Raw genomic sequence first — 26,847 nt, 5'->3', positions numbered from 1 at the left:
GCCCCGACCCCGGCGCCGGCCGCGCGCCCCGACGTGCCGCCCGCGACGCCCAACGACCTCCCCGCGCCGAGCGTGTCGGCGCCCGCGCTCGACGCGCCGGCCGCGCGCCGCGTGCACCAGCCGCACCTCGACGGGGCGACCTTCGACCTCGACGTGCACGACTTCGAGGACGAGGAGCGGGTGCAGCACTACGTGCGCCTGTTCACGGGCAACGCGCGCACGACGTTCACCAACTGGCTGTCGCGCGGGTCGCGCTACGAGGCGATGATCCGCACGCGGCTGCGCGCCGCCGGGCTCCCCGAGGACCTGCGCTTCCTGCCGCTCGTGGAGAGCGGCTACGACCAGAACGCGGTGTCGCGCGCGTCGGCGGTCGGGATGTGGCAGTTCATGGCGCCCACCGCGCGCGAGCTCGGGCTGCGCGTCGACTGGTGGGTGGACGAGCGCCGCGACCCCGTGCGCTCGACCGATGCGGCGGTGCGCATGCTGCGCTGGCTCCGGGGGCAGTACGGCTCGCACTTCGTCGCCGCGGCGGCGTACAACGGCGGGCCGACGCGCGTCTCGCGCGGGCTCGCGCAGCTCACGGCGGCGGCCGACACGACCGTCGGCGAGGCGCGCTTCTTCGCGCTCGCGCAGGCCGACCAGATCCGCCCGGAGACGAAGAACTACGTCCCGCAGCTGATCGCGGCCACGCTCGTCGGCAACGAGCTGTCGCGCTACGGGCTGACGGTGCGCGCGCAGCGCGCCTTCGCCTACGACTCGGCGTTCGTCGAGCCGCTGCTGCCGGTGGCCGCGGCCGCCCGCGCCGCCGGCGCGTCGCGCGCCGAGTTCCTGGAGCTGAACCCGCAGCTGCTGCGCGGGATCACGCCGCCGGGCGGGCGCACGCTGGTGCGGCTCCCCGACGGCGCCGGCGCCGGGTTCGCGGCGCGCCTGGCGAAGCTCGACGCCGCCGACCGCCGCGCGTTCCGGCGCGCGACGACGAAGAAGCGCGACCGCTGGGAGGCGATCGCCGAGCGCGAGGACGTGCCGCTCGCGTGGCTGACGGCGCTCAACCAGTCGCTCGACACGGCGAAGTCGGGGAAGTGGAAGGGGCGGATCATCGGCGGGCAGGCGCTGCGCGTGCCGACGAAGGCCGTGCTCGAGTTCGGGCGCACGCCGTCGGCGGGCGACGACGCGGGCGCGCTCCCCGCGCTGCCGGCGCCCGCGCCCGAGAAGACGAAGGAGAAGGCGAAGGACGAGTCGGCGCGCGTCGAGGTGAAGCTCGCCGAGGGGAAGGAGAAGCGCGAGGAGAAGGGCGAGCGGAAGGACGACGCGGGCGACCGCGTCACGAAGGACTCGGCCGAGCGCGCGGCAAGGACGGACGAGAAGGCGGAGCGCCGCGAGTCGGCGGGACGCCTCGAGCTGCCGTCGCTGGCCACCGTCGCGTCGACGAAGGCGAAGCCCTCGGCCGCGAAGCCGCCGACGTCGAAGTCCGCGCGCTCGAAGTCCGCGACTGCCAAGCCGACGAAGGCGAAGCCCGCGAAGACGACGAAGCGGGCGACCGAGAAGTCGGCCGCCCGCCCCAAGTCGTCGAGCAAGAGCACCAGGTCCGCGAAGCCGGCGAAGGCCGCGACGCCCTCGAAGTCTGCGAAGGCGAAGGCGCCTCAGTCGAGCAAGCCGCGCCCGCGGTAGGAGCCCATCACCACGCGCTCGTACCCGTTCGCCGGGTCCTGCCCGCTGTCGAGCGCTGCCTGCACGGCGACCGGGCCGCGGTTGTACACCAGGAGCGCGAGGCGCACGCTCTTGTACTCCTTGATCAGCCCGCGCAGGTAGCGGAACCCCACGCGCGCGTTGAGGTGCGGGTCGTACAGCTGCTTGCGCGTCACGCCGGGGACGAAGTGGCGCGCGGTCGCGGGCATGAGCTGCGTGAGCCCCACCGCGCCGACCGGGCTGATCGCGCGCGGGTTGAACTCGCTCTCGACGTCCACGACGCGGAACGCGAGCTCGGGCTCGATCCCCTCGGCGACGGCGGCGTCGTGGATCGTGCCGGCGAGGTCGGGGGAGATGCGGTAGCGGCTGGCGAAGCGGTACACGCGGTGCCAGCGGCGGAGATCGATGTGCGGGGCCTCCGGCCTGCGCGCCTCGGGGTGGCGCACGAGCAGGGGGACGTGCCGGGTCGGGGCCGCGGCGGCCTCCTCGAGCGAGCGCTCGCGCACCAGGACGAGCGCCGCGAGCGCGGTGCCGGCCAGGAGCATGCGATGCTGTCGACGCGCACGACGACGCAGAACGTCGCCGCGGTGCGCGTAGGACTCGCGCGGGGCGTGGTCACGCATGGCTGATGGGCTGAGGGAACGGCACCCGCGCGCCGAAACGACCCGGCGGCACGGGGTGGGACGACCTGGTTCGGGGCAAGCGATATGCCGTGCCCGACCGTGTGGCGCCGGCGCGGCGATGCGTGAGGTGTCTCACGCACGCCACGGTCCCGAGGCGCCGCCGGTCTTCTCGACCAACCGCACCCCTTCGAGGATCATGCCGCGGTCCGCGGCCTTGGCCATGTCGTAGACGGTCAGCAGTGCCACGGTCGCCGCCGTGAGCGCCTCCATCTCGACGCCCGTCCGCCCCCTGGTGCGGGCGGTGGCCGTCACGCGGACGCCCGGGAGCGTCGCGTCCGGGGCGAGGTCGACGTCGACGTGGGTCAGCGGGAGCGGGTGGCAGAGCGGGATCAGCTCCGCCGTCCGCTTGGCCGCCATGATCCCCGCCAGCCGGGCCACCCCGAGCACGTCCCCCTTCGCGATGGCGTTCTCGCGGATCAGCGTCAGGGTGGCCGCCGCCATCCGGATGACGCCCTCGACACGCGCGCTGCGGTCGGACTCGGGCTTGTCGCCCACGTCCACCATGCGGGCCGACCCGTCGTCGCCGACGTGCGTCAGGTGCTGTGGTCCGTCCGCCACGCCTCAGCCCAGCTCCCCGGCCAGCTCGCGCACCAGCTGCGCGGTCAGCAGCTGCGGGCTCACGTTCCCGGCGGCCCGGGCCTTCGCCCGCTCCACCGCGTCGACCGCCCGCGCGGCGCCGAGCGCCCGCCGCGGGTCCGAGGCGGCCGTGTCGCGGGCGAGATCGCGGAGCGCCACGGTCAGCGCGTCGAGGGTGTCCGAGTACGCGCCACGCGCGCCGGCCGCCCCCTGCACGAAGGCCGCCTTGAGCCGCTCCGGTCGTCCGCCGCGCGTGACCGCGTCCAGGATGCGCTGCGCCGACGCGGCGGCCGCGCTCCCCGCCGCGCCCCCGAACAGCGCCCCCGGCGCGCCCCCGACCCGTTCGGCGAGCGCCGCCACCGGGTCCCGCTGGCCGTCCGCCTTCAGGACCTCCTGCACCTCGGGGCGCTCCAGCAGCGCCGCCACGTCGGCGGGCGGCAGGGGCGCGACGCGCACGGCCACCACGCGCGAACGGATGGTCGGCAGCAGCGCCCCCGGCTCGCTCGACGTGAGGATGAGGACCGTGTCGGCCGGCGGCTCCTCCAGCAGCTTGAGCAGGGCGTTGGCCGCCTGGTCCGACCCCTCCTGCGCGACCAGCCGGTCGGCGTCGCCCAGCACGAACACCTTGCGGCGCGCCAGGGCGGGGGAGACCGCCGCCTGCTGCACCAGCGACCGCACCGCCGCCACGAACAGCCCCTCCAGCCCGGAGCTGGGCCCGTACAGCCCGTGGCGCTCCAGTCGGTCCGTGCGGGCCCCGGCCAGGTCGGCCTGGATGTCGGCCGGCGACGGGTCGGAGTCCTTCAAACGCGGCCGGGGGAAGTACCAGTGGAGGTCCGGATGCGTCAGCTCGACCGCGTAGCGGCAGTGCCGGCACCGCCCGCACGGCTCGCCGTCCGGGCGCTCGCCCATCGGGCCCTCGCACAGGAGCGCCTGCCCGAGCCACAGCCCCAGGCGCTGCTTCCCGACCCCCCGCGGGCCCTGGAGCAGCAGGCTGGCGGGCAGCACGTCGCGGCTCGCGGCCTCCAGGAGGCGGCGGCGCAGGGCGGCGTGGCCGTGGAGGGGAACGATGGGCACGCCTGAATACTGGCGCCGCCCGGCGGAGCGCGTAACCCGTTGACTTTCAACGCCGAGTTCGCCAGGCCGGCCCTCCGACGCGGTGCTCCCCGGCCCGCTTCCTGCCCCCTCGCGAGGCGCACCCGACACCTGGAGGCATCATGGGCGGCAAGCGTCCCGACCAGTATCAGATCGACCCCGGCGAGGCCGGCGCCACCGACTACAAGGATCGCCGGCGCGAGGAGTTCACGGACGACAACAAGGAGCTCGTCCAGAACGCGACGAAGAAGGCGAAGGAGAACCCGAGCCACATCCCGGCCAGCGGGGTGAACCCGGCGCTCGCCGAGCTGCGCGAGGTGAAGGCGCGCATGAAGGCCGAGCAGGAGGGTGGCGAGCAGGCCTCCGACGGCGAGCGGGCGGAGTAGCCGCGATGGCCACGGCGAAGCCGAGCGAGGGGGGCGCGCTGAAGGGGCGGCGCGTCGCCGTCCTCGCCACCGACGGGGTGGAGCTTGTGGAGCTGGTGGAGCCGGTGCGCGCCCTCGAGGCGGCCGGCGCCGAGGTGGACCTCGTCTCGCTGGAGCCGGGGGAGATCCAGGGGTTCAATCACCTGGACAAGGCCGAGGCACTGCCGGTCGACCGCACGGTCGACGAGGTGCGGGCCGGGGACTACGACGGGCTGGTGATCCCCGGCGGGGTCGCCAACCCGGACCGGCTGCGTGAGGACGAGCGGGCGGTGGCGCTAGTCCGCGACTTCATCGAGCGCGACAAGCCGGTGGCGGCCATCTGCCACGGCCCGTGGTTGCTGGTCGAGGCCGACGCGGTGCGCGGGCGGACGCTGACGTCGTGGCCGTCGCTCAAGACCGACATCCGGAACGCCGGCGGCGAGTGGGAGGACCGGGAGACGGTGCTCGACCAGCGGCTGCTGACCAGCCGCAAGCCGGCCGACCTGCCGGCGTTCTGCGAGAAGCTGGTGGGGATGCTGACGACCGCCGTCGAGGAGCGGAGCCTCGACCGGATGGTGGAGCAGACCTTCCCGGCGAGCGACCCGCTCCCGGGGCCGTCGCACGTGGGCGGCGCGGGCGCGTCGCGCGAGGGGCCGCGCGCCGAGGCCTGACCCCGGCTCGGCTGGCGGCGACGGGCGGCGCTCCGTAAGAATTCGGGGCGCCGCCCGTCGCGCGTCGTCCGCCCCCGCCTCCGCCCGCCCATGGAAGCCCGCTCGATCCCGGCCGCGCTGGCGCCCGCCGCGCACGCCGACGCCCGCGCCCCGGCGGTCCCCTGGCCGCTCGTCGCCACCGTCTTCGCGGCGACCAGCATCATCGTCGGGCTGATCTGGGACATCTCGTGGCACATCTCCATCGGCCGCGACACGTTCTGGACGCCGGCGCACATGGGGATCTACCTCGGCGGCAGCACCGCCGGCCTGGCGAACGGCTTCCTCGTGCTGCGCACCTCCTTCGGCCGCGACGAGGCGGCGCGCGACCGCGCGGTGCGCTTCTGGGGCTTCCGCGGGCCGCTCGGCGCCTTCGTGTCGATCTGGGGCGCGGGGGCGATGCTCACGTCGGCGCCGTTCGACGACTGGTGGCACGCCGCGTACGGGCTGGACGTCGAGATCCTGTCGCCGCCGCACACGGTGCTGCTGGCGGGGATCCTGTTCGTCATCGGCGGCGCGTGCATGACGGCGCTCACCGCGCAGAACGACGCCGAGGCGGCGGGGAGCGCGTCGGCCGGCCGCTACCGCGCGATCTTCGCCTACGCGCTCGGGCTCCTGGCGACCATGGGCGCGCTGGCGGTCTGGGAGCAGACCCGCCCGTACCTGGCGCACAGCAGCCGCTTCTACCTCTATGCGGCGGTGCCCTTCCCGTTCCTCCTCGCCGCCGCGGGGCGCGCGCTGCGCCTGCGCTGGCCGGCGACGACGGTGGCGGCGATCTACTCGGCGCTCCTCCTGGTGACGGGGTGGGCGCTCGCGCCGTGGCCGGCGACGCCCAAGCTCGGGCCGATCCACCAGGACGTGACGCACATGGTGTCGCTCGGCTTCCCGCTGCTGCTGGTGGCGCCGGCGCTCGCGTTCGACCTGCTCGCCCGCGCCCTGCCGCGCGCGCGCGCGACGGTGCTGGCGGCGGCCCTCGGCGCGGCGTTCGTGGCGACGATGCTGGCGACGCACTGGTGGTTCGGCGCGTTCCTGCTGTCGCCGGCGTCGCACAACGCGCTGTTCATGGGCGACCACCTGCCGTACAGCGTCCCGCGCGCCTTCGCCTGGTCGCGCGGCGAGTTCTTCGACGTCGACGGCTCGCCGGCGGCGCTCGCGCGCGGGCTCGGCGTCGCGGTGGCGGTGGCGGTGCTCACCGCGCGCGGCGGACTCGCGCTGGGCGGGTGGATGCGCACGGTGCGCCGGTGATCGCCTTCCGGCGCGCGCTCGCACGCGCGCTGCGCGCCGTCGCCCTCGTGTCCGCCGTGGCCGTCGCGGCGCTGCTGGTCAGCGCGCACGTCGGCACCACCGACGCCTACTTCGACGGCGCGGCCGGGCCGTACCCGGTGCGCGTCGTGGTGCGGATGCCGGGCGTGATCCCGGGGCAGGCGCAGGTCACCGTGCGCGTCCTCGACGGGCGCGCCGCGCGCGTGTTCGTGCAGGCCGCGCAGTGGAACGTCGGCACGCGCGGCGCGCCCGCGCCCGAGCCGGCGGGGGAGGTGGCGGGCGCCCCGGGCACCTTCGCCGCGCCGCTCTGGCTGATGACGCGCAGCTCGTACATGGTGAACGTCACCGTCGACGGCCCCGCGGGCCGGGGCACGGCGGCCGTCCCCGTGGTCGCGCAGGCCACCGCGCGCCTCGGCATGGCGCCCTGGATGGGGTGGATGCTCGCCGTGCTCGGCGTGCTGCTGGTCGCGGGGCTGCTGACGCTCGTCTTCAGCGCGGTGCGCGCGGGCGCGCGCCCGCCGGGCGAGCGCCCCGATCCCCGCCGCCGGCTGCACGCGCGCGTGGCGACCAGCGTCGCCGCCGGCGTCGCGGCGCTGGCGCTCCTCGGCGGCAGCCGGTGGTGGCGCGCGGTCGACGCCGGCTACCTTCGCGCGATGTACCGCCCCCTCGCCAGCACCGCGGTCGTGACGATGGACTCGGCGGGGCGCCAGACGCTGCGCTTCACCATCACCGACTCGCTCTTCTACGCCGGGCGCACGACGCCGCTGATGCCTGACCACGGGAAGCTCATGCACCTGTTCGCGGTGCGCGAGCCGTACTTCGACGTGCTCGCGCACCTGCACCCGACGCGCCTCGACTCGGCGCGCTTCGACACGCCGCTCCCCGGGCTCCCGCCGGGCCGCTACCGCGTGTTCGCCGACGTGGTGCACGAGAGCGGGCTGGCGCGCACGCTGGTTGCGGTCACCGAGGTCCCGCCCGGGCTCCCGCGCTCGGTGCCCAAGGGCTTCGGCAGCGACGGCGACGACGCCTGGATCATGAACGGCCCCGCCGAGGGCGCGGCGCCGATGGGCGACGGGCTCACGCTGACCTGGGAGGGGCGCGGCCCGTTCGCGGCGCGCGCCGACACGACGCTCCGCTTCGTCCTGCGCGACTCGGCGGGGCGCGTGGTCGACGTCGAGCCGTACATGGGGATGGCCGCCCACGCGATGGTGCTGCGCGAGGACGGCTCGGTGTTCGTGCACCTGCACCCGATGGGGACGATCTCGATGGCCGCGCAGCGCCGGCTGCTGCGGCGCGAGGCCGGCGACACGACGCTGCACGGCGCGGCGCAGCCCGCGGACACCGCGGACCACGCCGGCCATGAGGTCACGTACCCCGGGACGGTCGGCTTCCCGTTCGCCTTCCCGGAGCCGGGCGCCTACCGGGTGTGGGTGCAGCTACGACAGGGCGGACGCGTCCGCACCGCCGCCTTCGCGACGCAGGTCCGCTGACCGCTCGCGGTCGGCCGGCGGCGCGTCGGCGAGCGGGGGCCGTCCCGACGCGCGCGCCTCGGTCTCGACGCGCGGGTGCGCGGTGAGGCGCGCCGGGTCGAAGTAGGCGCCGAAGCGCACGATCCGCCCGTCGCGCGTCTCCACGACGCTCACCCCGCCGTACTGCGTCTCGACGCCGGCGGTGGTGCGGCAGTCGCTCGTCCACTCGAGCATGACGCGCGTCTCGCTCTCGAGGATCGCGTGGAATCGCGACCGGATCTCGTCGAACGACTCGCGGTACGCCGTCCAGAAGCGCCGCGCCCCCTCGCTCCCCGTCAGCGGCGCCGACAGCTCCGGGTTGCGCAGCTCCGCGTCCGTCGCGTAGAGCGCCGCCATCGTCTCGACGTCCCCGTGCTCCTCCACCCGCCGCAGGGCGGCGACGAACTCCTGTGCGCTGGGATTGGACATGCGAACTCCTGGTACGGCGTGGTCTGTTACCGCGTGGTCAGGTACGGCGTGGTCAGGTACGGCGTGGTCCGATGGAACGTGGTCAGCTGCGGCGCGACCGTCCGCCCTCGGACCGGACAGCACGCCGCACCTGACCACGCGGTACCTGACCACGCCGTACCTGACCACGCCCTATTTCTTGGCCGTTATCGCCTTCGTCCAGTCCGCGATCTCCTCCGCCGTCATGTTCCCGTACGGCTCCTGCCGCCCGTCGACGTAGCCCCACTCGAGCACGTCGGGGAGGTACTGCTGGCGCGAGATCACGGTCCCCTGGCAGAGGCGGCCGACGTCGGCGTCGTGCGTGAGCTCGGCGCGCAGGCGCTCCAGCAGCTCCGCCATCACCCACGACGGAATGCGCGTGCGCTCCCCGGGGTAGACGAAGCCGAACAGGACGAGACAGGACAGCAGCACGCGCCAGTTGCGCCCGAAGCGCTCCAGCACGCGATGCCAGTCCAGCTTCTCCGCCCGGGCGCGCAGCAGGTGCACCACGTCGCCGCCGTCGTAGCGCTCGCGCTCCATCACGAACGCCTTCGACCACAACATTTCTTCCGCGGGGGCCAGCTGCACCGTGACGCCGAGCACCTCGCCGGTGGGTGCGTTGGTGAACCAGTCGGCGTCCACCGGGGCGACGCCGTTCCCCGAGCTGAAGATGAGGTCGACGAACTCCTTCCCCTTGTACGCCTTGCCGAGCCAGTGCGGGAAGGTGAGCTCGGTGCGGAAGCCCGCGGCCTTGAGGATGTCGAGGGCGCGGTGGATGTCCGTCTTGGCGACGAACAGGTCGAAGTCCTTGGTGGAGCGCGGGATCCCCGTGAACGGGGTGAACGCGTAGGCGCCCCCGACCAGGAAGGGGAGGCCCGCCTCCTGCAGCGTCTCCATCACGCGCCGGTAGACCGCCTGCGCCCCGGGCGACGCGAGGTCGGTGCGGCGCGGCGGCCGCGGCGCCGTGCGCCGCTCCCGCTTCTTGCGGCGGGGACGCGGCCCGGCGTTGGCCTCCCGGATCGGGGGCAGCACGGACTCGTCCTGGGGAGGCGCTTGGTCAGGGCTCACGGGCGGAACGGTTGTTGAATCGCGGCCGAGGTCAGGTGGGCCGCGGCGACCGGATCCGGTCACGGCCCCGCCCGTCGAGACACCGCCGCTACCAAAGCATCCCCTATGCCGACTGTCCGCATCGCCGCCGTGGGCGACGTGCACGTGAGCAAGACGTCGCAGGGCGTCCTCGCCCCGATCCTCGCCCACGTGGCCGACCACGCCGACGTGCTCCTGCTCTGCGGCGACCTGACCGACTACGGGTCGCCCGAGGAGGGGAAGGTGCTGGTGAAGGAGCTGGGCTCGCTCCGCCTCCCGATCATCGCGGTGCTCGGGAACCACGACTACGAGGCCGGCCACCCGACCGAGCTGGTGGCGCAGCTGCGCGACGCCGGCGTCGTCGTGCTCGACGGCGAGTCGCACGAGGTGCAGGGGATCGGCTTCGCCGGCATCAAGGGCTTCGCCGGCGGGTTCGGGCGCTCCACCCTCGGCTCCTGGGGCGAGCCGGGGATCAAGAGCTTCGTGAAGGAGGCGGTCGACGAGACGCTGAAGCTCGAGACCGCGCTCGCGCGGCTGCGCACGCCGCAGAAGGTCGCGCTCCTCCACTACGCGCCCATCCGCGCGACGGTCGAGGGCGAGCCGCTCGAGATCTTCCCGTGGCTCGGCTGCGGGCGGCACGAGGAGCCGCTGCTCCGCTACAACGTCACCGCGGTCTTCCACGGCCACGCACACAACGGGTCGCCCGAGGGGAAGCTCTCGAACGGCGCGCCGTGCTACAACGTCGCGATGCCGCTGCTCCGGAAGCGCTACCCGGAGCAGGTCCCGGTGCGCTTCCTGGAGCTCGACCCGGAGCCGAAGTCCGAGCACGGGCCGTCGTACGAGGGGCCGGAGCGGCGCCGCGGGGCGGGGGATCCCGCCCCGGCGGCGGCCAACGGCGCCGGGGCGGGGCCCGCGGTCAGGGCGTGATCACGACCTGATCACGGCTTGAGCACGACCTTGAGGCAGTCGTCGCGCTTCTCCTGGAACACCTCGTACATGCGCGGCGCGTCGTCGAGCTTCACGACGTGCGAGATGATCCGCGACGGGTCGATCTCGCCGCGCTCGATCTTCTCGAGCAGCGGGCGCATGTACTTGTGGGTGTTGGTCTGCCCCATCTTGAAGGTCAGCCCCTTCGCGAACGCCTGCCCCATCGGGAACTTGTCGATGAAGCCCGTATAGACGCCGGGCAGGCTCACCGTGCCCCCCTTGCCGCACGCCTGGATCGCCTGGCGCAGCACGGCGGCGCGGTCGGTCTGGATCTTCGCGAACTGCTTCCCGCGCTCGTACTCGTCGTAGAAGCCGGTGCCGTGCGCCTCCATCCCCACCGCGTCGATGACGTGGTCGGGGCCCCGCCCGCCGGTCATCTGCTTCAGCGTCTCGACGATGTCGTCGGTGTCGCGCTCGTAGTTCAGGATCTCGGCGCCCCACAGGTCGCGCGCCTTGGCCAGCCGGTAGTCGAACCGGTCGATGCAGAGCACGCGCGACGCCCCGAGCATGAAGGCGCTGGCCACCGCGAACTGGCCGACGGGCCCGGCGCCCCACACCGCGACCACGTCGCCGCGGCGGATCCCGCACTGCTCGGCGGCCTGGTAGCCCGTCGGGAAGATGTCGGTGAGGAAGAGGACCTTCTCGTCCTCGATCCCGCTCTCGATCTTCAGCCCGCCCACGTCGGCGAACGGGACGCGCACGTACTCCGCCTGCCCGCCGGCGTAGCCGCCGTAGAGATGCGAGTAGCCGAACAGCCCCGAGGAGCTGAAGCCGTTCAGCTCCTCGAGCGCGGCGGCGTTGGGGTTCGAGTTGTCGCAGAGCGACCAGAGGTCGTTCTGGCAGTAGTAGCAGTTCCCGCAGGCGATGTCGAAGGGGACGGCGATGCGGTCGCCCTTCCGCAGGTTCCTCACCCCCTTGCCGACCTCCTCGACCACGCCCATGAACTCGTGGCCGAGGATGTCGCCGCGCTTCATCGTCGGCACCTTCCCGCCGTAGAGGTGCAGGTCGGAGCCGCAGATCGCGGTCGACGTGATGCGCACGAGGGCGTCGCGCGGGTTGATGATCTCGGGGTCGGGGACGCGGTCGACCTGCACCTTCTCCACGCCCTGCCAGCAGCACGCCCTCATGTCCGCGCCTCCCAGGTGGCCGGTTCGCTGGTGTTGATGCCGCGCTCCGCGTCCGCGGGCGTGGGCACGTGCGTGGGCTCGTGCGCCTCGCCGGGCGCGCGCTCCTGGAACCCGCCCAGGTCGGCCCCGGTGTCGCCGCGGCTCACCTGCGCGTTGAACTCCGCGACCCGCGCCCGCTCGCCCTGCCCGGGGATCTCGCTCACCGGCAGCTCCCCCGCCTCGACGAGCGCCTTGTAGCGCCGCAGGTCCTCGCGCACCTGGATCGCCGGCTCCTCGCCGAACAGCCGCGCCACGGCGACGCCCAGCTTCCCGGCCGGCGGCTCGTACTCGAGCACGACCCTGATCTCGACGCCGCGCCCCGCCGGCAGCTCGCGGAAGTTCACCGACCCCGCGTTCGGCACCTGCGAGCCGGGGAGCGACTTCCACGCGATGACCTCGCCCGGCACCTCGTTCACGATCTCGGCCTCCCACTCCACCGTGCGGCCGGCGGGCGCCTTGGCCACCCAGCGCGAGCGTCGGGCGTCGTGCTCCGTCACCGACTCGAGGTGCTGGAAGATGCGCGGCAGGTTCTCGAGCCGGCGCCAGAACAGGTACAGCTCGTCCGCGCCGCGCCCGTGGATCGTCATCGCGCGCTCGATCCGCTGCGCCTTCTTCGCGTCGACCGTCGCCGCGGCGCCGTGCAGCCGCGTGGGCCGCTCGTCGCGCGCGGTGGTGACGCCGAGCGCGCCGTAGACCGGGCAGTGCCCGCTCACGCCGCGCTCCAGCAGCGCGCCGCCGGCGACGCCGAGCGCGAGCGCCGACCAGTCCTTGCGCTTGAGCGCCATCGACGCGAGCCACGCGCCGGCGGCCAGCGACAGCGCGCGCTCGACCGCGTTGACGTTGCGCCCCTCGCCGCGCGACTCGTGCGCGGTGGCGCCGTGGCGCCCGTGCTCCTTCTGCGGGTCGGCGTGCGAGCGGGCCCGGCGCGCGCGCCGCCCCGCCTCCCCCCACGTCGCCGCGTCCTCGTCCAGCGCCGCCGCCCCGTCGGCCATGCGCACCATGGTCATCCCCTCCTGGCGCGTCGCAACGCGCTCTCTGGTCCTGGTTCGGCCGCCCCGCCGCGCGCCTGCGCGACCGGCGCTCGCCGGGGGGCGGCCGCGCGCCGACGTGGGGAGCAAGCGGGGTGCCCCGCACGCGCGAAGGGGCCCCATCCGGCGGATGGGACCCCCACGATCAGGCGCGGCGATGGTTGCGTTCGCTCAGCGTCGAATGACGCCGCAGGCGATGCGGCCGCCCGAGTTGCCGGCCGGGTCCGTGGCGTAGTCGTCGGCAGTCGCGTGGATCACGATCGACGAGCCGTCGGTGTCGAGCAGGCTCGTCGGGCCGGTCCCCAGCGTGACGCGGTCGCTGAAGAGGTCGACGCGGACGTTGCCGCTGGCCGGCGCGGTGAAGTTCGGCAGGTCGCCCGCGTGGTAGCCGGCCGGGATGCGGAAGCCGTGCACGCGCTGCGTCGGGTTGAAGTGGCCGCCCGCGCTCGTGAACGGCGCCTCGCACCGCCCCACGTCGTGGAAGTGGATCGCGTGCACGCCCGGCGCCGCGCCGGTGAGCTCGCCGGACACCAGGACGCCGTGCGGGGTCTGCGACAGCGTCATCGTGCCGAGTGAGCGCCCCTCCGCGTCCCGGATCTCGGCGCGGGCGGTGATGTTGGCGGGGACGGGGGCGGGCCCGGAGGCGCCGCCGCGCCCGCCGCCGCAGGCGGCCGCGAGCACGAGCAGGGAGAGGGCGGGAATTCGACGCATGTCGGTCTCTGGGGTGTGATGTCGCGCACGCGTCTTACACGTTGCGCGCCGCGACGACGGAACGGGCGGGCGCCCCCGGTCGTGCCCTCAGAAGCGGGCGGGGGCACCCGAGACTACGCGGTACGTGTCGCGCGCGATGAGCAGCTCCTCGTCGGTCGGGATGACCCACGCCCCGAGCCGCGACCCCTCGGCGTGGAAGGCGCCCTCGCGCCCGCCGGCCAGCGCGTCGTTGCGCCCGGCATCGATCGCGAGCCCCATCCACTCGAGCCCCGCGCAGATGCGGGCGCGCACCTCGGGGGCGTTCTCGCCGATGCCGCCCGCGAACACCAGCGCGTCGGCGCCCCCCATCGCGGCCAGGTAGGCGCCCACGTACTTCCGCACGCGGTAGCAGAAGATGTCGATCGCGAGCGAGGCGCGGCGGTCGCGGTGCTCGCGCTCCTCGGCCAGCAGCTCGCGCATGTCGTGCGTCAGCCCGGAGATCCCGAGGAGCCCCGACTGCTTGTTCAGCAGCGCCTCGGCCTCGCCGAGCGACAGCCCCTCCTTCGCGCCCACGTAGTCGAGGATCGTCGCGTCGACGTCGCCCGACCGCGTCCCCATCACGAGCCCCTCGAGCGGCGTGAAGCCCATCGACGTGTCGACCGAGTCGCCGCCCGCGATGGCGCACGCCGAGCACCCGTTGCCGAGGTGCAGCGTCACCAGCCGGGTGGCCTCGCGCGCGGTGCCGGTGAGCTGCCGCCAGCGGTGCGCGACGTAGCGGTGCGACGTGCCGTGGAAGCCGTAGCGGCGGACCTTGTAGCGCCGGTAGAGCTGGTAGGGGATCGCGTACAGGTAGGCGTGCGGCGGCAGCGTGTTGTGGAACGCCGTGTCGAACACTGCCACCTGCGGTACCCCGGCACCCAGCACGGCCGCCGCGGCGCGGATCCCGCGCAGGTTGGCCGGGTTGTGCAGCGGCGCGAGGTCGATGGTGTCCTCGATCCCGCGCAGCACGGCGTCGTCGATCCGCACCGAGCGCGTGAACTGCTCGCCGCCGTGGACGACGCGGTGCCCGACGGCCTCGATGTCGGCGCGCCCGCCGAGCGACACGCCGCTCTCCGCGCTCACGAGCCACGCCAGGATCCACTCGACCGCCGCGCGGTGGTCGCGCAGCGACGCCGTCGTGCGCGTCGTCGGCCCGTCGCCGGCGCGCAGCGTGAGCACCGCTTCGCCGCCCAGCCGCTCGATCGTGCCGCGCGCCAGCTTCTCGTCGGTGTTGGCGGAGAGCCGCTCGTGGTCGGTGCGGACCAGCTGGAACTTGAGCGTGCTGGAGCCGGCGTTGAGGACGAGGACGTTCATGGCGCCGCCACCGCTCCGCGGCCGCTCGGCGCTCCGCGCTCGGCGCTCACTCGGTCCCGACGGCGAAGCGAGCGTCGAGCGACGAGCGTCGAGGGGGGCGTCCTCACGGCCGGTCGATCGCCGGGCACGCCGCCGGCCGGAAGCGCTCGTACGCGTCCAGCGCGCGCGCCAGCGCCTCGGGGCCGCTCTGCCCGACGGCGGACACATGGCCCATCTTCCGCCCCGCGCGCGCCTCGCGCTTGCCGTACAGGTGCAGACGCGCCGTCGCCACCTCCAGCGCGCCGACCGCGTCGGGCGGGGCGTCGGTCACCCACAGGTCGCCGAGCAGGTTCGCGATCGCGCCGGCGGCGATCAGGGTCGGCGCGCCGAGCGGGAGGCCGCAGACGGCGCGCACGAGCTGCTCGAACTGGCTCGTGGCGCAGGCGCGCTCGGACTGGTGGTAGGTGTTGTGCGGGCGCGGCGCGAGCTCGTTCACGAGGACGCGGCCGTCGGTCGTGAGGAAGAACTCGACCGCCAGCAGCCCCACGAGGTCGAGCCCCTCCGCGATCCCCATCGCCACCTCGGCGCCGGCGCGCGCGACCTCCTTCGCGAGGTCGGCGGGGGTGACCGACCACGCCAGCACGCCGCGCGTGTGGTGGTTGCGCGAGGGCGGGTAGACGGCCATCTGCCCGTCGGCGCGGCGCGCCACCAGCACCGAGAACTCGAGCGCGAGGTCGAGCCGCTGCTCGACGACGCTGCGCCGCGCGCCCACCGCCTGCCACGCCGCCGCCGCGTCGCCCGGGTCGAGCACGTGCGCCTGCCCGCGCCCGTCGTACCCGCCGTGCGCCGACTTCACGATGCACGCGCCCAGCTCGCGCACCGCCGCCGCCACGTCCGCGGCCCCCTCGGCGTGACGGAACGGGCCGACGGGGAAGGCGTGCTCCGCCAGCCAGTCCTTCTGCCGCACGCGGTCCTGGATCACCCAGATCGCCCCCGCGCCCGGGTGCAGCCGCGCGTGGCGCGCGACCGCCTCCAGCGCCGTCGGCGCGAGCTGCTCGATCTCGAGCGTCACGACGTCGCACTGCCGCGCCAGGTCGGCCGCCGCGTCGGCGTCGTCGAAGCGCGCCGTGACGACGCGCGACGCCACGGGGCGCGCCGAGCAGTCGGGGTCGGGGTCGAGCACGTGCACGTCGTAGCCGAGCGCGCGCGCGGCCATCGCCGTCATGCGCCCGAGCTGCCCGCCGCCGAGGATGCCGATGGTCGCGCCGGGGAGGATCGGCGCCAGCTCGTCGCGCGCGCTCACGGCAGCTCCTGCGCGAGGACCTCGTCGCGGCGCGCGTCGCGGCGCGCCTGCAGCCGCGCGCGGAGCTGCGCGTCGGTGGTCGCGATCAGCTGCGCGGCGAACAGCGCGGCGTTCACCGCCCCCGGCTTGCCGATGGCCAGCGTCCCGACCGGGACGCCGGCGGGCATCTGCACGATGCTGAGCAGCGAGTCGACGCCGTTCAGCATCGTCGCCGGCACGGGCACGCCGAGCACCGGGACGAGCGTCTTGGCGGCCAGCATCCCCGGGAGGTGCGCCGCGCCCCCGGCGCCGGCGATGATCGCCCGCAGCCCGCGCGCCTCGGCGCCCTCCGCGTACGCGAACAGCCAGTCGGGCGTCCGGTGCGCCGACACGACGCGCGCCTCGTACGCGACCCCGAGCTCCGCCAGCGTCTCGCACGCCGGGCCGAGGACGCCCCAGTCGCTCTTGCTCCCCATCACCACCCCCACCAGCGGGGCGGCGTCGGTCGGCGGGGGCACGGCGGCGGCGTCGGGCATGGGCGTGCGGGGCAGGGGTGAGTAGGCGGCCGGCGGGAAGATACCCGGCTCCGGACGCGGGGCGCAGGGGCTTGGCGCCCCGCCGCGCGCCGCCGAGCTTTGCGGCCATGCGTCGCGCACTCGCGCCCCTGCTCGCCCTCGCGCTGGCCGCCTGCGCCGGCGAACGCCCCGATGCGCCGCCGCTGCGGGTCTGGGCGGCCGCCAGCCTGACGCGCCCGGTGCGTGCGGTGCTCGACTCGTTCACCGCCCGCACCGGCGTCGTGAGCCGTCTCGAGTCGCAGTCGAGTCTCGAGCTGGCGCGCCGGATCACCGACCTCGGCGAGACGCCCGACGTGCTGCTGCTCGCCGACCGCGCGGTGTTCCCCGCGCTGCTCGCGCCGGCGCACGTGGACCGCTGGACGCTCTTCGCGCGCAACCGGATCGTGGTCGCGTGGGGCGCGCGGGCGCGGCACGCCGCCGAGTTCGCGCGCGCCGAGCGGTGGTGGGAGATCCTCGACCGCCCCGGCGTCGAGGTCGGGCGCGCCGATCCCGCGACGGACCCCAGCGGCTACCGCACGCTGCTCGTCTTCCAGCTCGCCGAGCGGCACTACGGCGTCCCGGGGCTCGCCGCCCGGCTGCTGGCCGCGGCGCCGCCGCGCAACGTGCGCCCGCGCGAGGCCGACCAGATCGCGCTCGTCGAGACGGGGGAGCTGGACTACGTCTGGACTTACGAGAACCTCGCGCGCGCGGCTCGCCTCCCGTACCGCGTCCTGCCGCCGGCGGTCGATCTCGGCTCGATCCCCGACTCGGCGGCCTACGCCGCGGCGGCGGTGCGCGTCCCCGGGCGTCGGCTCGGCGACTCCGTCACCTTCCGCGGCGAGCCGATCGCCTACGCCCTGGCCGTCCCGCGCGCCGCCGAACGGCCCGCCGAGGCCCGCGCGCTGGTGGACTTCCTCCTCTCGCCCGACGGCCGCCGCATCCTGCGCGCGCAGTCCCTCGACGCGCTCGACTCGGCGGTCACTGTCACGGCGCCGGCGCCCTGAGGCGCAGCAGGTAGTCCTCGGCGAGGCGCACGCCGGCCCGCTGGCCGTTGGCCGCCGGCGCGACGCGCAGCCGGCACTTGATCTCGCCGACCTCGTCGACCGGCACGAGGTAGACCGCCTCGTTGTCCGGACAGTAGACCGCGAACAGGTCGCACGCGCCGCGGTACGACTGCCGCCCGCGCCCGCGGTGGGCCTGCGAGCTGGAGGTCGGGAAGATCACCGCCCCCCCGCGCAACCGTCCGGTCTTCACCTGGACGCGGAGGAAGCGGCTCCCGTCGTCTATGACGAGGTCGTAGCGCCGGTTGTCCGTGAAGGGCGCGATCAGCACCTCGTATCCCGCGCGGACGAGTGCAGCCAAAACGAAGACCTCCGAGCGCTCGCCAACCGTTTTCGGGTTGGGTGGCACTCGGAGGTCCATAGCTCCCGCGGTAGGACTCGAACCTACGACCCGACGATTAACAGTCGTCTGCTCTACCAACTGAGCTACGCGGGAATGAGACTCGGAGCTTAAACGGGCCGGACGGCTCGGTCAACCCGCCCGGGCGCGGGGGCGGCGCGGCTTGGCGGGCGCCTTGGCCGCGGCCGGGGCGGGGGCGGCGTCGGGGCCCGGGAGCACCCGTCGCAGGAACCGCCCGGTGTGCGAGCGCGGCTCCGCCAGGATCTCCTCCGGCGTCCCCTGCGCGATGATCTCCCCCCCGCCCACGCCGGCCTCCGGACCCAGGTCCACCACCCAGTCCGCCCGCTTGATGACGTCGAGGTTGTGCTCGATCAGCACCAGCGTGTGCCCCGCGTCCACCAGCCGGTCCAGCACGTCGCCGAGCTTGCGGATGTCCTCCAGGTGGAGCCCGGTCGTCGGCTCGTCCATCACGTAGAGCTTCCGCCCCTTGGACTTGGCCGACAGCGCGAGCTCGCGCGCGATCTTGACGCGCTGCGCCTCGCCGCCCGAGAGCGTCGTCGCCGGCTGGCCGAGCCGGAGGTAGCCGAGCCCCACCTGCTGCAGCTGCCAGAGCGCCTGCCCGAGCTTCTCCTCGCGCGGGAAGAAGCGGATCGCCTCGTCGATCGTGAGCTGCAGGACGTCGTGGATCGTCCGCCCGTGCACCGTCACCTCCAGCACCTCGGGCTTGAACCGCTTGCCGCCGCACTGGTCGCAGGGGACGAACACGTCGGCCATGAACACCATCTCGACCTCGAGGTAGCCCGCCCCCTCGCAGGTCTCGCAGCGCCCGCCCGCCGAGTTGAAGCTGAAGGTCGACGCCGTGAAGCCGCGCTGCCTGGCCAGCGGCTGCGCGGCGAAGATGCGCCGGATCTCGTCGTACGCCTTCACGTACGTCACCGGGTTGGAGCGCGGCGAGCGGCCGATCGGGCTCTGGTCCACCAGCACCACGTCGTCGAGCGTCTCCCACCCCGTGAGCGCGTCGTAGCGGCCGACCTTCTCGCCCAGGTGCTGCTTGGCCGAGTGCTCGCCGGTGAGCTTCTGCTCCAGCGCGCGGTACAGGACGTCGTGCACGAGCGTGCTCTTGCCGGAGCCCGACACGCCGGTCACGCACGTCATCGCGCCCAGCGGCACGCGCAGGTCCACGCCCTTGAGGTTGTGCTCGCGCGCCCCGGTGAGAGTGAGCCACCGCGGCCCGAGCCGCCGCCGCTCGGCGGGGACGGGAATCGATCGCGCGCCGGTGAGGTACTGCCCCGTGAGCGGGCTCTCCTTCACCCGCGCCATCGGCCCCGCGAACACGACGTAGCCCCCCTTCTCGCCGCTCTCCGGCCCCAGCTCGACCATGTAGTCGGCGACCTCGATCGCCTCCGGGTCGTGCTCGACCACCAGCACCGTGTTGCCGCCGTCGCGCAGCCGGTGCAGGAGGCGGAGGAGCCGCTGCATATCGCGCGAGTGCAGCCCGATCGACGGCTCGTCGAGCACGTACAGCGTGTCGACCAGCTGCGCGCCCAGCGAGTTGGCGAGCCCGATGCGCTGCGCCTCGCCCCCCGAGAGGGTGCGCGTGGCGCGGTTGAGCGACAGGTAGCCGAGCCCCACGTCGCACAGGAAGCGCACGCGCGCCTGCGCCTCGAGCAGGATGTGCTCGGCGATCTGCTTCTCCGACGGCGACAGCGCCAGCGCGTCGAGCCACACGGTGAGCCGGTCGACGGGCATCTCCGCCGCCTCGGCGATGCTCGCGCCGCCGACGCGGATCTGCAGCGTCTCCGGCTTCAGCTTCGCGCCCCTGCAGGTCGGGCACTCCTGCGCCGTCTGGTACTGCCGCAGGAAGACGCGGATGTACTGCTTGTACCGCTTCTCCTCCTTGCTGCGCAGGAAGGGGAAGGCGCCGAGGAAGCCGCGCGCCTTGCCGTGGAGCACCAGCTCCTGCTGCTTGCGCGAGAGCGTGCGCCACGGCGCGTCGACGGGGATCCCCTCCTTGCGCGCGAAGTCGACGATCTTGCGCCGCTCCGCCTCGTAGCGCGGCATCGTCCACGGCTGGATCGCCCCGTCGCGCAGCGTGCGCTCGGGGTTGGGGACGATCAGCGCCTCGTCGTACTCGAGGATGGCGCCGAAGCCGTTGCAGGTCTCGCAGGCGCCGCGCGGGTTGTTGAAGCTGAACAGCTGCGGCGTCGGGGCGGGGAGGCGGGTGCCGTCGTTCGGGCACTCGTAGCGCTCGGTGAAGCGGAGCACCGTCACCGGCTGCCCGGCCTGGAGCCCGTGCGGCGTCGCCACCGGGACCGGGGACGCGACGGGGGACGCGAACAGCACCGCCGCGTCGCCGTCCCCCTCCCGGAACGCCGTCCCCAGCGCGTCGCCGAGGCGCCCGCCGACGTCGGGGCCGATGGCGAGGCGGTCCACCACCACCATCAGGTCCGGCGCCGTGGTGAGGTCCACCCCGCGCGCCTCGACGTCGTCGAGGTGCAACGGCTCGCCGGCGATCGCCACGCGCACGAAGCCCTGCGCGCGGAGGTTCTCGACCACCACCGCGTGGGTGACCTTGGCCGACAGGCGGAGGGGGAAGGCGATCGAGAAGCGCGTCCCCTCGGGGAGCGACTCGATGGCGGCCCGGACCGACTGCGGGGTGTCGGGGCGCAGCTCGCGCCCGCAGACCGGGCAGTAGCTGCGGCCGACGCGCGCCCAGAGGAGGCGCAGGTAGTCGTAGACCTCGGTGGCGGTCCCGACGGTGGAGCGCGACGTCTTGGTCGGGTTCTTCTGCTCGATCGCCACCGCCGGCGAGAGCCCCTCGACCGCGTCGACCAGCGGCTTCTCCATCCGCTCGAGGAACTGCCGGGCGTAGGCCGACAGCGACTCCACGTAGCGCCGCTGCCCCTCGGCGTAGATGGTGTCGAACGCCAGCGAGCTCTTCCCGGAGCCCGACGGGCCCGTGATGACCGTGAAGCTCCGGCGCGGGATCTCCAGGTCGAAGCCCTTCAGGTTGTGCTGACGGGCGCCGCGGATGACGATGCGATCTTTCACGGCCGGAATCTAACCGAAGACGTCCCGAAGCGGGCGGGGCCACGGGGTGAGACGCGACGCGGGGTGCGGGGGTTCCAGGGAACCCCGCACCCCGCGCCGAACCCGCCGGGGCGGGAGGAGCCGTTACACCGCCGAGCGGCGGGTGGCCATGCGGTAGATCCAGAGCAGCAGGAGCGCGCCCACCACCGAGATCAGGATGCTGCGGATGTCGACGCCCGAGACGCCGCCGATCCCGAAGATCATGTTGCCCAGGAAGCCGCCGATCACCGCGCCCACGATACCGATGAGGGCCGTGACGATGAAGCCGCCCGGGTCGCGGCCGGGCATGATCGCCTTGGCGATGGCACCGGCGATGAGCCCGAGAATGATCCAAGCGAGAATACCCATTTGCGCCTCCACAGGGTAAGGACGACTGCGGTTGTGCGGGCCGGGAGTGCAACGCGCGTACCATGCGAAACACTCGGCGGCGCCGGCCCGTTCAATGCGGGCCCGCTTACCTTCCTGTCATGTCGCCGCCCCCGCCGCCCGCCGACGACGAGGTGATGGGGCGCGTCTACGACGCGCGCCTCGCCCGCCGCCTGCTGCGCTACGTCCGCCCCTACGGCGGGCTGGTCGCGGCGGCCGTCGTGCTGCTGTGCGTCGAGGGCGGGCTGCAGTTGGTCGGCCCGGTGCTGACGCGCCACGTCATCGACGTCGCCCTGCCGGCCGGCGACGCCGCCGGGGTCACGCGTGCCGCCCTGATTCTCGCCGGCACGCTCGTCCTGCAGTTCGTCGCCGGCTACGGCGAGACGGTGCTGACGGGGCTGCTCGGGCAGCGCGTCATGCGCGACCTCCGCACCGAGCTGTTCGCGCGGCTGCAGCGCCTCCCGGTGGCGTTCTACGACCGGAGCCCGGTGGGCCGCCTGGTCACGCGCGTGACCTCCGACGTCGAGGCGCTGAACGAGCTGTTCACCGCCGGCGTGGTGGCCGGGCTGGGCGACCTGTTCACCCTGGTCGCCATCGGCGTGATGATGCTGGTGGTGGACTGGCAGCTGGCGCTGGCGGCGTTCGCCGTGATGCCGTTCGTGCTGCTGGCGTCGCGCCTCTTCCAGACGCGCGTGCGCGGCGCCTACCGCGAGATCCGCACGCGCCTGGCGCGCATCAACGCCTTCGTGCAGGAGCGGCTGAGCGGGCTGCGCATCGTGCAGCTGTTCGGGCGCGAGGGGGACGAGCGCGCGCGCTTCCGCCGCCTGAACGACGACCACCTCGACGCGCACCTGCGCTCGATCCGGATCTACGCGCTGTACTTCCCGGCGATCGAGATCCTGACCACGGTCGCGCTGGCGAGCCTCATCGTCGCCGCCGCGTCGCGCGTCGGCGCGGGGACGCTCACCGTCGGCACGGTGGCGGCGTTCCTCCAGCTCGTGCGCCGCTTCTTCCAGCCGCTGCAGGACCTGTCGGAGAAGTTCAACATCCTGCAGGGCGCGATGGCGGCGTCGGAGCGGATCTTCGCGCTGCTGGACGAGCCGGTGGAGGAGTACGGGGCGCCGCTCGACGCTCGACGCTCGACGCTGGCTCCCTCGGCCGGGGCGAGCGTCGAGCGTCGAGCGTCGAGCGGCGAGGGATTGACCGTCGAGTTCGACGACGTCTGGTTCACCTACGGCGACCCCGCCGCCGCCGACCCGCAGTGGGTGCTGCGCGGCGTCAGCTTCCGCGTCGCGCCGGGGGAGACGCTCGCCCTGGTGGGACACACCGGGGCGGGGAAGACCACCATCGTGTCGCTGCTGCTGCGGTTCTACGCGCCGCAGCGCGGGCGCATCCTGGTCGACGGCGTGGACGTGCGCGAGCTGAGCCTCGACGCGCTGCGCTCGCGCGTCGGCTTCGTGCAGCAGGACATCTTCCTCTTCGCCGGCGACGTCGCGGGCAACGTGCGGCTCGGCGCCCCGCTGACCGACGAGGAGGTCGCCGCGGCGGCCGCGCGCGTGGGGGCCGACCGCGTCGTCGCGCGCCTCCCGCACGGCTGGCGGCAGGAGCTGGGCGAGCGCGGCGCGTCGCTCAGCGTCGGCGAGCGGCAGCTGCTGGCGTTCGCGCGCGCGGTGGCCGCCGACCCGGCGCTGCTCGTGCTCGACGAGGCCACGAGCGCCGTCGACAGCGAGGCCGAGGCGCGCATCCAGGCGGCGCTCGAGACGCTGATGCGCGGGCGCACGACGATCGCCATCGCGCACCGCCTCTCGACCATCGTCGCCGCCGACCAGATCCTCGTGCTGCACCACGGCCAGGTGGTCGAGCGCGGGCGGCACGCCGCGCTGCTGGCCCGCGACGGGCTGTACGCGCGGCTCTACCGGCTGCAGGTCGCGCAGGCGGCGGAGGCCGCGCGCCCCGCCGCCTGAGCGTCCCGGCGTGGCCCGCGCGCCACGCTTGCCCCCCAGTGGGGCCCCGGGTAGTTTCGACCGACCCGGCCCCGGCCGTCAGCGGGGGCGGCCTTCCGTCCGTCCATCCCCGCCGCGTCCGGCACCCGCGACCACGCGCCTTCTCGTGCCTTCTCGCTAGTGCAGCTCTCCGTGGCCGCCCGCACGGACGTCGGACGGATCCGTGCCGGCAACGAAGACAGCCTCTACGCCGTCGCCAATGAGAGCCGGGGGCTCTTCATCGTCGCCGACGGGATGGGCGGGCACGCGGCCGGCGAGGTGGCCAGCTCCATGGCGGTGCAGATCATCGCCGAGGAGCTCGAGCCGCTCCAGTCGATCGACGAGCCGGGCGCCGTCGAGCGCATGGCCCTCGCGGTGCGCAACGCCAACCGGGCGATCTACGACCGCACCATCAGCGAGTCCGAGAAGCAGGGGATGGGGACGACGACGTCCATCCTCATGCTCTCCGACGCCGGCTACCTGATCGGCCAGGTCGGCGACTCGCGCATCTACCTCCTGCGCGAGGGGCAGCTCCGCCAGCTCACCAAGGACCACTCCTACGTGCAGGAGCAGGTCGACGCGGGGTACCTCACCCCGGAGCAGGCGCGCTACCACCCCTACAGCAACGTCATCACGCGCTGCGTCGGGGCCAACGAGTCGGTGGAGCCGGACTTCTTCGCCGGCCCGATCGCGCCGGGCGACGTCTTCCTGGTCGCCAGCGACGGCCTCACCGGGATGGTCGAGGACCGGCGCCTCCAGCAGCTCATGGCGTCCAAGGCCAACCCGGCCCGCGTGGTCGACGCGCTGATCGCCGAGGCCAACGGCCGCGGGGGGCTCGACAACATCACGGCGATCCTCGTGCAGGTGCACGGCGTGGCGCCGGTCCCCTCGTTCACGGGCGAGGGGGTCGACAGCGTCCCGGCCGCCGGATGACCGCCGCGTGACCGCCCCCGACCCCGGCGAGGGGACGGTGGGCGACGTCGCCGGGCTGTACCTCGGCAACATCCTCTACGCGCTGGAGCTGGCCGCCCTCTCGCTCGAGGAGCAGGGGCGGCGCGAGGACGCGGGGTTCTACCGCGGGATCGCCCGCCGCCTGGCCGAGGCCCGCGGGCGCGAGAAGGGCGCCGGCTGACCCGGGCTACAGCAGCGCCGCGCCCCCGGCCAGCCGCGCGCGCAGCGCGTCGGGGTCGAGGTGCAGCGCCGCCAGCAGGCGGTCCTGCGGGAGCGCGACCCGCCGCGCGGTGAAGACGCGCAGCCACCGCGCCGACCGGTACAGCTGCTCGGCGAGCGTCGTCAGGTTGATCGCCCCCTCCCACCCGGCGGCGGTCACGCGCACCACGCCCCCGGCGCGCCGCAGCACCGGCAGGTCGAGCCCCAGCATCTGCGTCTTGGCCGGGTAGTCGAGCAGCAGCTCGCCGGGCTCCAGCCCCAGCTCCGCGGCCAGCCGATCCTCGACGGCCACCGTCAGCGCGCGGTCGCGCACCATCCAGTCGCCGAAGCTCTCGTCGAACGCCGCCGCGGGGCACTCGAGCGACCGTTTGTGCAGCCGTCGCGCGCGCAGCGCCCCGGCGAGCATCGACAGCTGCGGCTCGACCGGCGCCGCCGACTCGAGCGCGTGCAGGATCCCCTCGTCGGTGAGGCGCGCCACGGTCCGCGCCTCCAGCACGCTGCCGCGCAGCGCGACGTCCACGACGCGCTTGTACATCGCCGTCGCCGCGCGCACCGCGTGGTGCCAGTAGACGTTGCGGTACATCTGGTACTTCGCGAACAGCAGCGACTCGAGCGCCGACAGCCCCTTCTCGCGGATCCCCACCGCCGGCCGCCCCGTCTTCGGGTCGTCCACCAGCACGAGCGCGTTGAGCAGCCGGTCGACGTCGATCTCGCCGTACGGCACGCCGCACATCAGCGCGTCGCGCTTCAGGTACTCGATCTTGTCGAGGTCGAGCGACCCCGAGATGAGCCCCTGCAGCGGGCTCTCGCCCCGCCCGCACACCAGCGCGTAGACGCGCGCCGGGGCGTCGGGCGCCACCGTCTCGCGCAGGATGTCGGCGACCTCCCCCTCGGTGATCAGCGGGCGCGCGACGTCCTCGTGGTGCGGGACGCCGATCTCCTCCAGCGCGTGCGAGAACGGGTAGTGTCCGACGTCGTGCAGCAGCGCGGCCGCCCGGACGATCGCCGGCTCCTCGTCGGGGACCCGCCGCAGCTCGCCGCGCTCGGCCAGCAGCCCGAGCGTGGTGCGGGCCAGGTGGTACGCGCCCAGCGCGTGCTCGAACCGCGAGTGCGTCGCCCCCGGGTACACGAGGTACGCGAGGCCGAGCTGGCGGACGTAGCGCAGCCGCTGGAAGACGCGCGTGTCCACGAGCCGCAGGGCGGCGTCTTCGACGCGGACGTTGTTCCAGAGCGGGTCTCGGATGGTCTCCACGGGCGGGGGCTGCGGGTCGCGGATGGTACCCGCCGGCCCCCTGGGCAGGGAAGGGGCCACAGTTCGGGGCGCCTGGTGCCGACACTCGTCGGCAGTCCCCCGACGCGCCCCCGTGACCCTCCCCGCCGCCCTCCCCGCACGCGCCGCCGAGGCCGACCGCCCCGGCGCCTACGTCCGCCGCATCCTCGTGGCGGACGACATGCCGTCGTTCTCGCGGCAGATGGGCGAGCTGATGGACTCGCTCCGCGAGGGGGAGGCGTCCGCGCAGCGGCTCGCCAACCTGGTGCTGCGCGACTACGCGCTGACGGTGAAGGTGATCCGCACGGCCAACACGGTGCACTACAACCGCACCGGCCGCCCCGTGCAGAGCGCCACGCACGCGATGATGCTGCTCGGCGCGCAGACGGTGCGCGACCTGGCCAGCGCGCTCCTGCTGTTCGAGCACTACCGCGGGCGCTCGCCCGGGCTCAAGGAGCTGATGCTGCTCTCGCTGCTGACGGCGGGGCACGCGCGCGAGGCGGCGGTGCGCCTCGGGATGGCCGACCCCGAGACGGCGCAGCTGTGCGGGATGTTCCGCAACCTCGGCGAGGTGCTGGTGGCCGCGCACCTGCCGGCCGAGAACGCGGCGATCCTGCGCGCGGCCGGCGGGCGCGCGACGCGCGACTCGCGCCGCGCCCGAGAGGCCGGGGCGACGCAGGTGCTCGGCTGCTCGCTGGAGGACATCGGCGTCGCGATCGCCGGCGACTGGGGGATGCCCGCGGCGGTCTGCCTCGGCATGCGCGCGACGGGGGAGCGCGGGGAGGGGGAGCTGGAGCTGCTGACGGCGTTCGCGCACGACCTCACGGTCGCGATCTACCGCGAGGAGCCCGGGCCGGCGCGGCAGGGGGTGGCGGCGGTGCTGGAGCGCTACGGCACGCGCCTCAAGCTGTCGCGCGACGTGCTGGCGGCGATTGCCGACGAGGCGGTGGCCCAGACGCGCGACACCTTCGCCGCCGCCGGCGTGGCGCTCGACGGGCTGCGGCTGACGCGCCAGCTGGCCGCCGCCCTCCGCGACCCGGCGCACCCCACCCCCGCCGCGTCCGCCCCCGCCGACAC

The 26,847-nt window shown here is 74.4% G+C and carries 26 protein-coding genes and 1 tRNA gene; 11 read left to right on the top strand and 16 right to left on the bottom strand.

The window, feature by feature from the left end; genetic code table 11:
- A partial coding sequence (locus PYV61_RS04045; RefSeq protein WP_275828589.1) for a transglycosylase SLT domain-containing protein occupies positions 1–1,668 on the top strand: 1,668 nt, incomplete at its 5' end.
- Here the strand turns inward: PYV61_RS04045 and PYV61_RS04040 are convergent.
- The 3 genes from PYV61_RS04040 to PYV61_RS04030 all read right to left on the bottom strand — a co-directional run bounded on the left by PYV61_RS04040 (position 1,641) and on the right by PYV61_RS04030 (position 4,019).
- Positions 1,641–2,231: a transglycosylase SLT domain-containing protein gene (locus tag PYV61_RS04040; RefSeq protein ID WP_275828587.1), complete on the bottom strand. Its 591-nt coding sequence runs from the start codon at positions 2,229–2,231 to the stop codon at positions 1,641–1,643. The two genes, PYV61_RS04045 and PYV61_RS04040, sit on opposite strands and share 28 nt — an antisense overlap.
- 210 nt (positions 2,232–2,441) lie before the next feature.
- Positions 2,442–2,927: a cyclic pyranopterin monophosphate synthase MoaC gene (moaC, locus tag PYV61_RS04035; RefSeq protein ID WP_275828585.1), complete on the bottom strand. Its 486-nt coding sequence runs from the start codon at positions 2,925–2,927 to the stop codon at positions 2,442–2,444.
- A 3-nt stretch (positions 2,928–2,930) separates the two neighbouring features.
- Entirely contained in the window at positions 2,931–4,019 is a 1,089-nt protein-coding gene (locus PYV61_RS04030; protein WP_275828583.1) for a hypothetical protein, read from the bottom strand.
- A gap of 140 nt (positions 4,020–4,159) precedes the next feature.
- Here PYV61_RS04030 and PYV61_RS04025 point away from each other — a divergent pair, with 140 nt between their 5' ends.
- The 4 genes from PYV61_RS04025 (at position 4,160) to PYV61_RS04010 (ending at position 7,901) form a co-directional block, all read left to right on the top strand.
- On the top strand, positions 4,160–4,423 hold the full coding sequence (locus PYV61_RS04025; protein WP_275828581.1) for a hypothetical protein: 264 nt from the start codon (positions 4,160–4,162) through the stop codon (positions 4,421–4,423).
- Positions 4,424–4,428: 5 nt separating this feature from the next.
- On the top strand, positions 4,429–5,112 hold the full coding sequence (locus PYV61_RS04020; protein ID WP_275828579.1) for a type 1 glutamine amidotransferase domain-containing protein: 684 nt from the start codon (positions 4,429–4,431) through the stop codon (positions 5,110–5,112).
- A 90-nt stretch (positions 5,113–5,202) separates the two neighbouring features.
- Positions 5,203–6,393 (top strand): hypothetical protein, encoded by a 1,191-nt coding sequence (locus tag PYV61_RS04015; RefSeq protein ID WP_275828577.1) that lies wholly within the window; start codon positions 5,203–5,205, stop codon positions 6,391–6,393.
- Complete coding sequence (locus tag PYV61_RS04010; protein ID WP_275828575.1) at positions 6,390–7,901, top strand: hypothetical protein; 1,512 nt, start codon at positions 6,390–6,392, stop codon at positions 7,899–7,901. Before PYV61_RS04015 ends, PYV61_RS04010 begins: the two co-directional genes overlap by 4 nt.
- Here the strand turns inward: PYV61_RS04010 and PYV61_RS04005 are convergent.
- Complete coding sequence (locus tag PYV61_RS04005; RefSeq protein WP_275828573.1) at positions 7,848–8,348, bottom strand: nuclear transport factor 2 family protein; 501 nt, start codon at positions 8,346–8,348, stop codon at positions 7,848–7,850. The two genes, PYV61_RS04010 and PYV61_RS04005, sit on opposite strands and share 54 nt — an antisense overlap.
- Before the next feature lie 171 nt (positions 8,349–8,519).
- Positions 8,520–9,398, bottom strand: a complete 879-nt coding sequence (locus tag PYV61_RS04000; RefSeq protein WP_275828571.1) for a nucleotidyltransferase — start codon at positions 9,396–9,398, stop codon at positions 8,520–8,522.
- Positions 9,399–9,539: 141 nt separating this feature from the next.
- Between PYV61_RS04000 and PYV61_RS03995 the strand changes: the two genes are divergently transcribed.
- Positions 9,540–10,379, top strand: coding sequence for a metallophosphoesterase (locus PYV61_RS03995; RefSeq protein WP_275828569.1), 840 nt, complete (start codon positions 9,540–9,542; stop codon positions 10,377–10,379).
- A gap of 11 nt (positions 10,380–10,390) precedes the next feature.
- On the opposite strand, the gene PYV61_RS03990 is transcribed toward PYV61_RS03995, so the two are convergent.
- The 6 genes from PYV61_RS03990 to purE all read right to left on the bottom strand — a co-directional run bounded on the left by PYV61_RS03990 (position 10,391) and on the right by purE (position 16,473).
- Entirely contained in the window at positions 10,391–11,566 is a 1,176-nt protein-coding gene (locus PYV61_RS03990; RefSeq protein ID WP_275828567.1) for a zinc-dependent alcohol dehydrogenase, read from the bottom strand.
- On the bottom strand, positions 11,563–12,612 hold the full coding sequence (locus PYV61_RS03985; RefSeq protein WP_275828565.1) for an SRPBCC family protein: 1,050 nt from the start codon (positions 12,610–12,612) through the stop codon (positions 11,563–11,565). The genes PYV61_RS03990 and PYV61_RS03985 overlap by 4 nt, the downstream gene beginning before the upstream one ends.
- Positions 12,613–12,804: 192 nt before the next feature.
- Complete coding sequence (locus PYV61_RS03980; protein ID WP_275828563.1) at positions 12,805–13,344, bottom strand: superoxide dismutase family protein; 540 nt, start codon at positions 13,342–13,344, stop codon at positions 12,805–12,807.
- 87 nt (positions 13,345–13,431) lie between these two features.
- A complete protein-coding gene (locus PYV61_RS03975) occupies positions 13,432–14,676 on the bottom strand; it encodes an acetate kinase (RefSeq protein ID WP_275828561.1) in 1,245 nt (414 codons plus the stop codon).
- A gap of 103 nt (positions 14,677–14,779) precedes the next feature.
- Positions 14,780–15,940, bottom strand: coding sequence for a 5-(carboxyamino)imidazole ribonucleotide synthase (gene purK / locus PYV61_RS03970; RefSeq protein WP_345785205.1), 1,161 nt, complete (start codon positions 15,938–15,940; stop codon positions 14,780–14,782).
- Positions 15,941–15,954: 14 nt separating this feature from the next.
- The gene (gene purE, locus PYV61_RS03965) at positions 15,955–16,473 is read right to left on the bottom strand and encodes a 5-(carboxyamino)imidazole ribonucleotide mutase (protein ID WP_275828557.1); all 519 of its coding nucleotides are present in this window, start codon (positions 16,471–16,473) and stop codon (positions 15,955–15,957) included.
- A gap of 107 nt (positions 16,474–16,580) precedes the next feature.
- Between purE and PYV61_RS03960 the strand changes: the two genes are divergently transcribed.
- Complete coding sequence (locus tag PYV61_RS03960) at positions 16,581–17,495, top strand: extracellular solute-binding protein (protein WP_275828555.1); 915 nt, start codon at positions 16,581–16,583, stop codon at positions 17,493–17,495.
- Here the strand turns inward: PYV61_RS03960 and PYV61_RS03955 are convergent.
- The 4 genes from PYV61_RS03955 to PYV61_RS03940 form a co-directional block, all read right to left on the bottom strand.
- Positions 17,476–17,913 carry a group I intron-associated PD-(D/E)XK endonuclease gene (locus PYV61_RS03955; protein ID WP_275828553.1) on the bottom strand — a complete coding sequence of 146 codons (438 nt, stop codon included), beginning with the start codon at positions 17,911–17,913 and terminating at the stop codon, positions 17,476–17,478. The genes PYV61_RS03960 and PYV61_RS03955 overlap by 20 nt on opposite strands.
- A 2-nt stretch (positions 17,914–17,915) precedes the next feature.
- A tRNA-Asn gene (locus PYV61_RS03950) sits at positions 17,916–17,988 on the bottom strand.
- A gap of 36 nt (positions 17,989–18,024) precedes the next feature.
- Positions 18,025–20,943 (bottom strand): excinuclease ABC subunit UvrA, encoded by a 2,919-nt coding sequence (gene uvrA, locus PYV61_RS03945; protein WP_275828551.1) that lies wholly within the window; start codon positions 20,941–20,943, stop codon positions 18,025–18,027.
- A 123-nt stretch (positions 20,944–21,066) separates the two neighbouring features.
- Positions 21,067–21,330: a GlsB/YeaQ/YmgE family stress response membrane protein gene (locus PYV61_RS03940; RefSeq protein WP_275828549.1), complete on the bottom strand. Its 264-nt coding sequence runs from the start codon at positions 21,328–21,330 to the stop codon at positions 21,067–21,069.
- Between the two features lie 119 nt (positions 21,331–21,449).
- On the opposite strand from PYV61_RS03940, the gene PYV61_RS03935 reads away from it, so the two are divergent.
- The 3 genes from PYV61_RS03935 (at position 21,450) to PYV61_RS03925 (ending at position 24,462) form a co-directional block, all read left to right on the top strand.
- Positions 21,450–23,312 carry an ABC transporter ATP-binding protein gene (locus PYV61_RS03935; RefSeq protein ID WP_275828547.1) on the top strand — a complete coding sequence of 621 codons (1,863 nt, stop codon included), beginning with the start codon at positions 21,450–21,452 and terminating at the stop codon, positions 23,310–23,312.
- Positions 23,313–23,483: 171 nt separating this feature from the next.
- Entirely contained in the window at positions 23,484–24,263 is a 780-nt protein-coding gene (locus tag PYV61_RS03930; protein ID WP_275828545.1) for a Stp1/IreP family PP2C-type Ser/Thr phosphatase, read from the top strand.
- Between the two features lie 7 nt (positions 24,264–24,270).
- On the top strand, positions 24,271–24,462 hold the full coding sequence (locus PYV61_RS03925) for a hypothetical protein (RefSeq protein ID WP_275828543.1): 192 nt from the start codon (positions 24,271–24,273) through the stop codon (positions 24,460–24,462).
- A 6-nt stretch (positions 24,463–24,468) separates the two neighbouring features.
- On the opposite strand, the gene PYV61_RS03920 is transcribed toward PYV61_RS03925, so the two are convergent.
- Complete coding sequence (locus PYV61_RS03920; protein WP_275828541.1) at positions 24,469–25,752, bottom strand: HD domain-containing protein; 1,284 nt, start codon at positions 25,750–25,752, stop codon at positions 24,469–24,471.
- A gap of 112 nt (positions 25,753–25,864) precedes the next feature.
- Between PYV61_RS03920 and PYV61_RS03915 the strand changes: the two genes are divergently transcribed.
- Positions 25,865–26,847, top strand: a 983-nt coding sequence (locus PYV61_RS03915; protein WP_275828539.1) for an HDOD domain-containing protein, incomplete at its 3' end; no start/stop codon positions are given.

This window comes from Roseisolibacter sp. H3M3-2, assembly GCF_029211165.1.
In the GTDB taxonomy this organism is placed as follows: Bacteria; Gemmatimonadota; Gemmatimonadetes; order Gemmatimonadales; family Gemmatimonadaceae; genus Roseisolibacter.
This window is presented reverse-complemented; position numbering and strand designations above follow the sequence as displayed.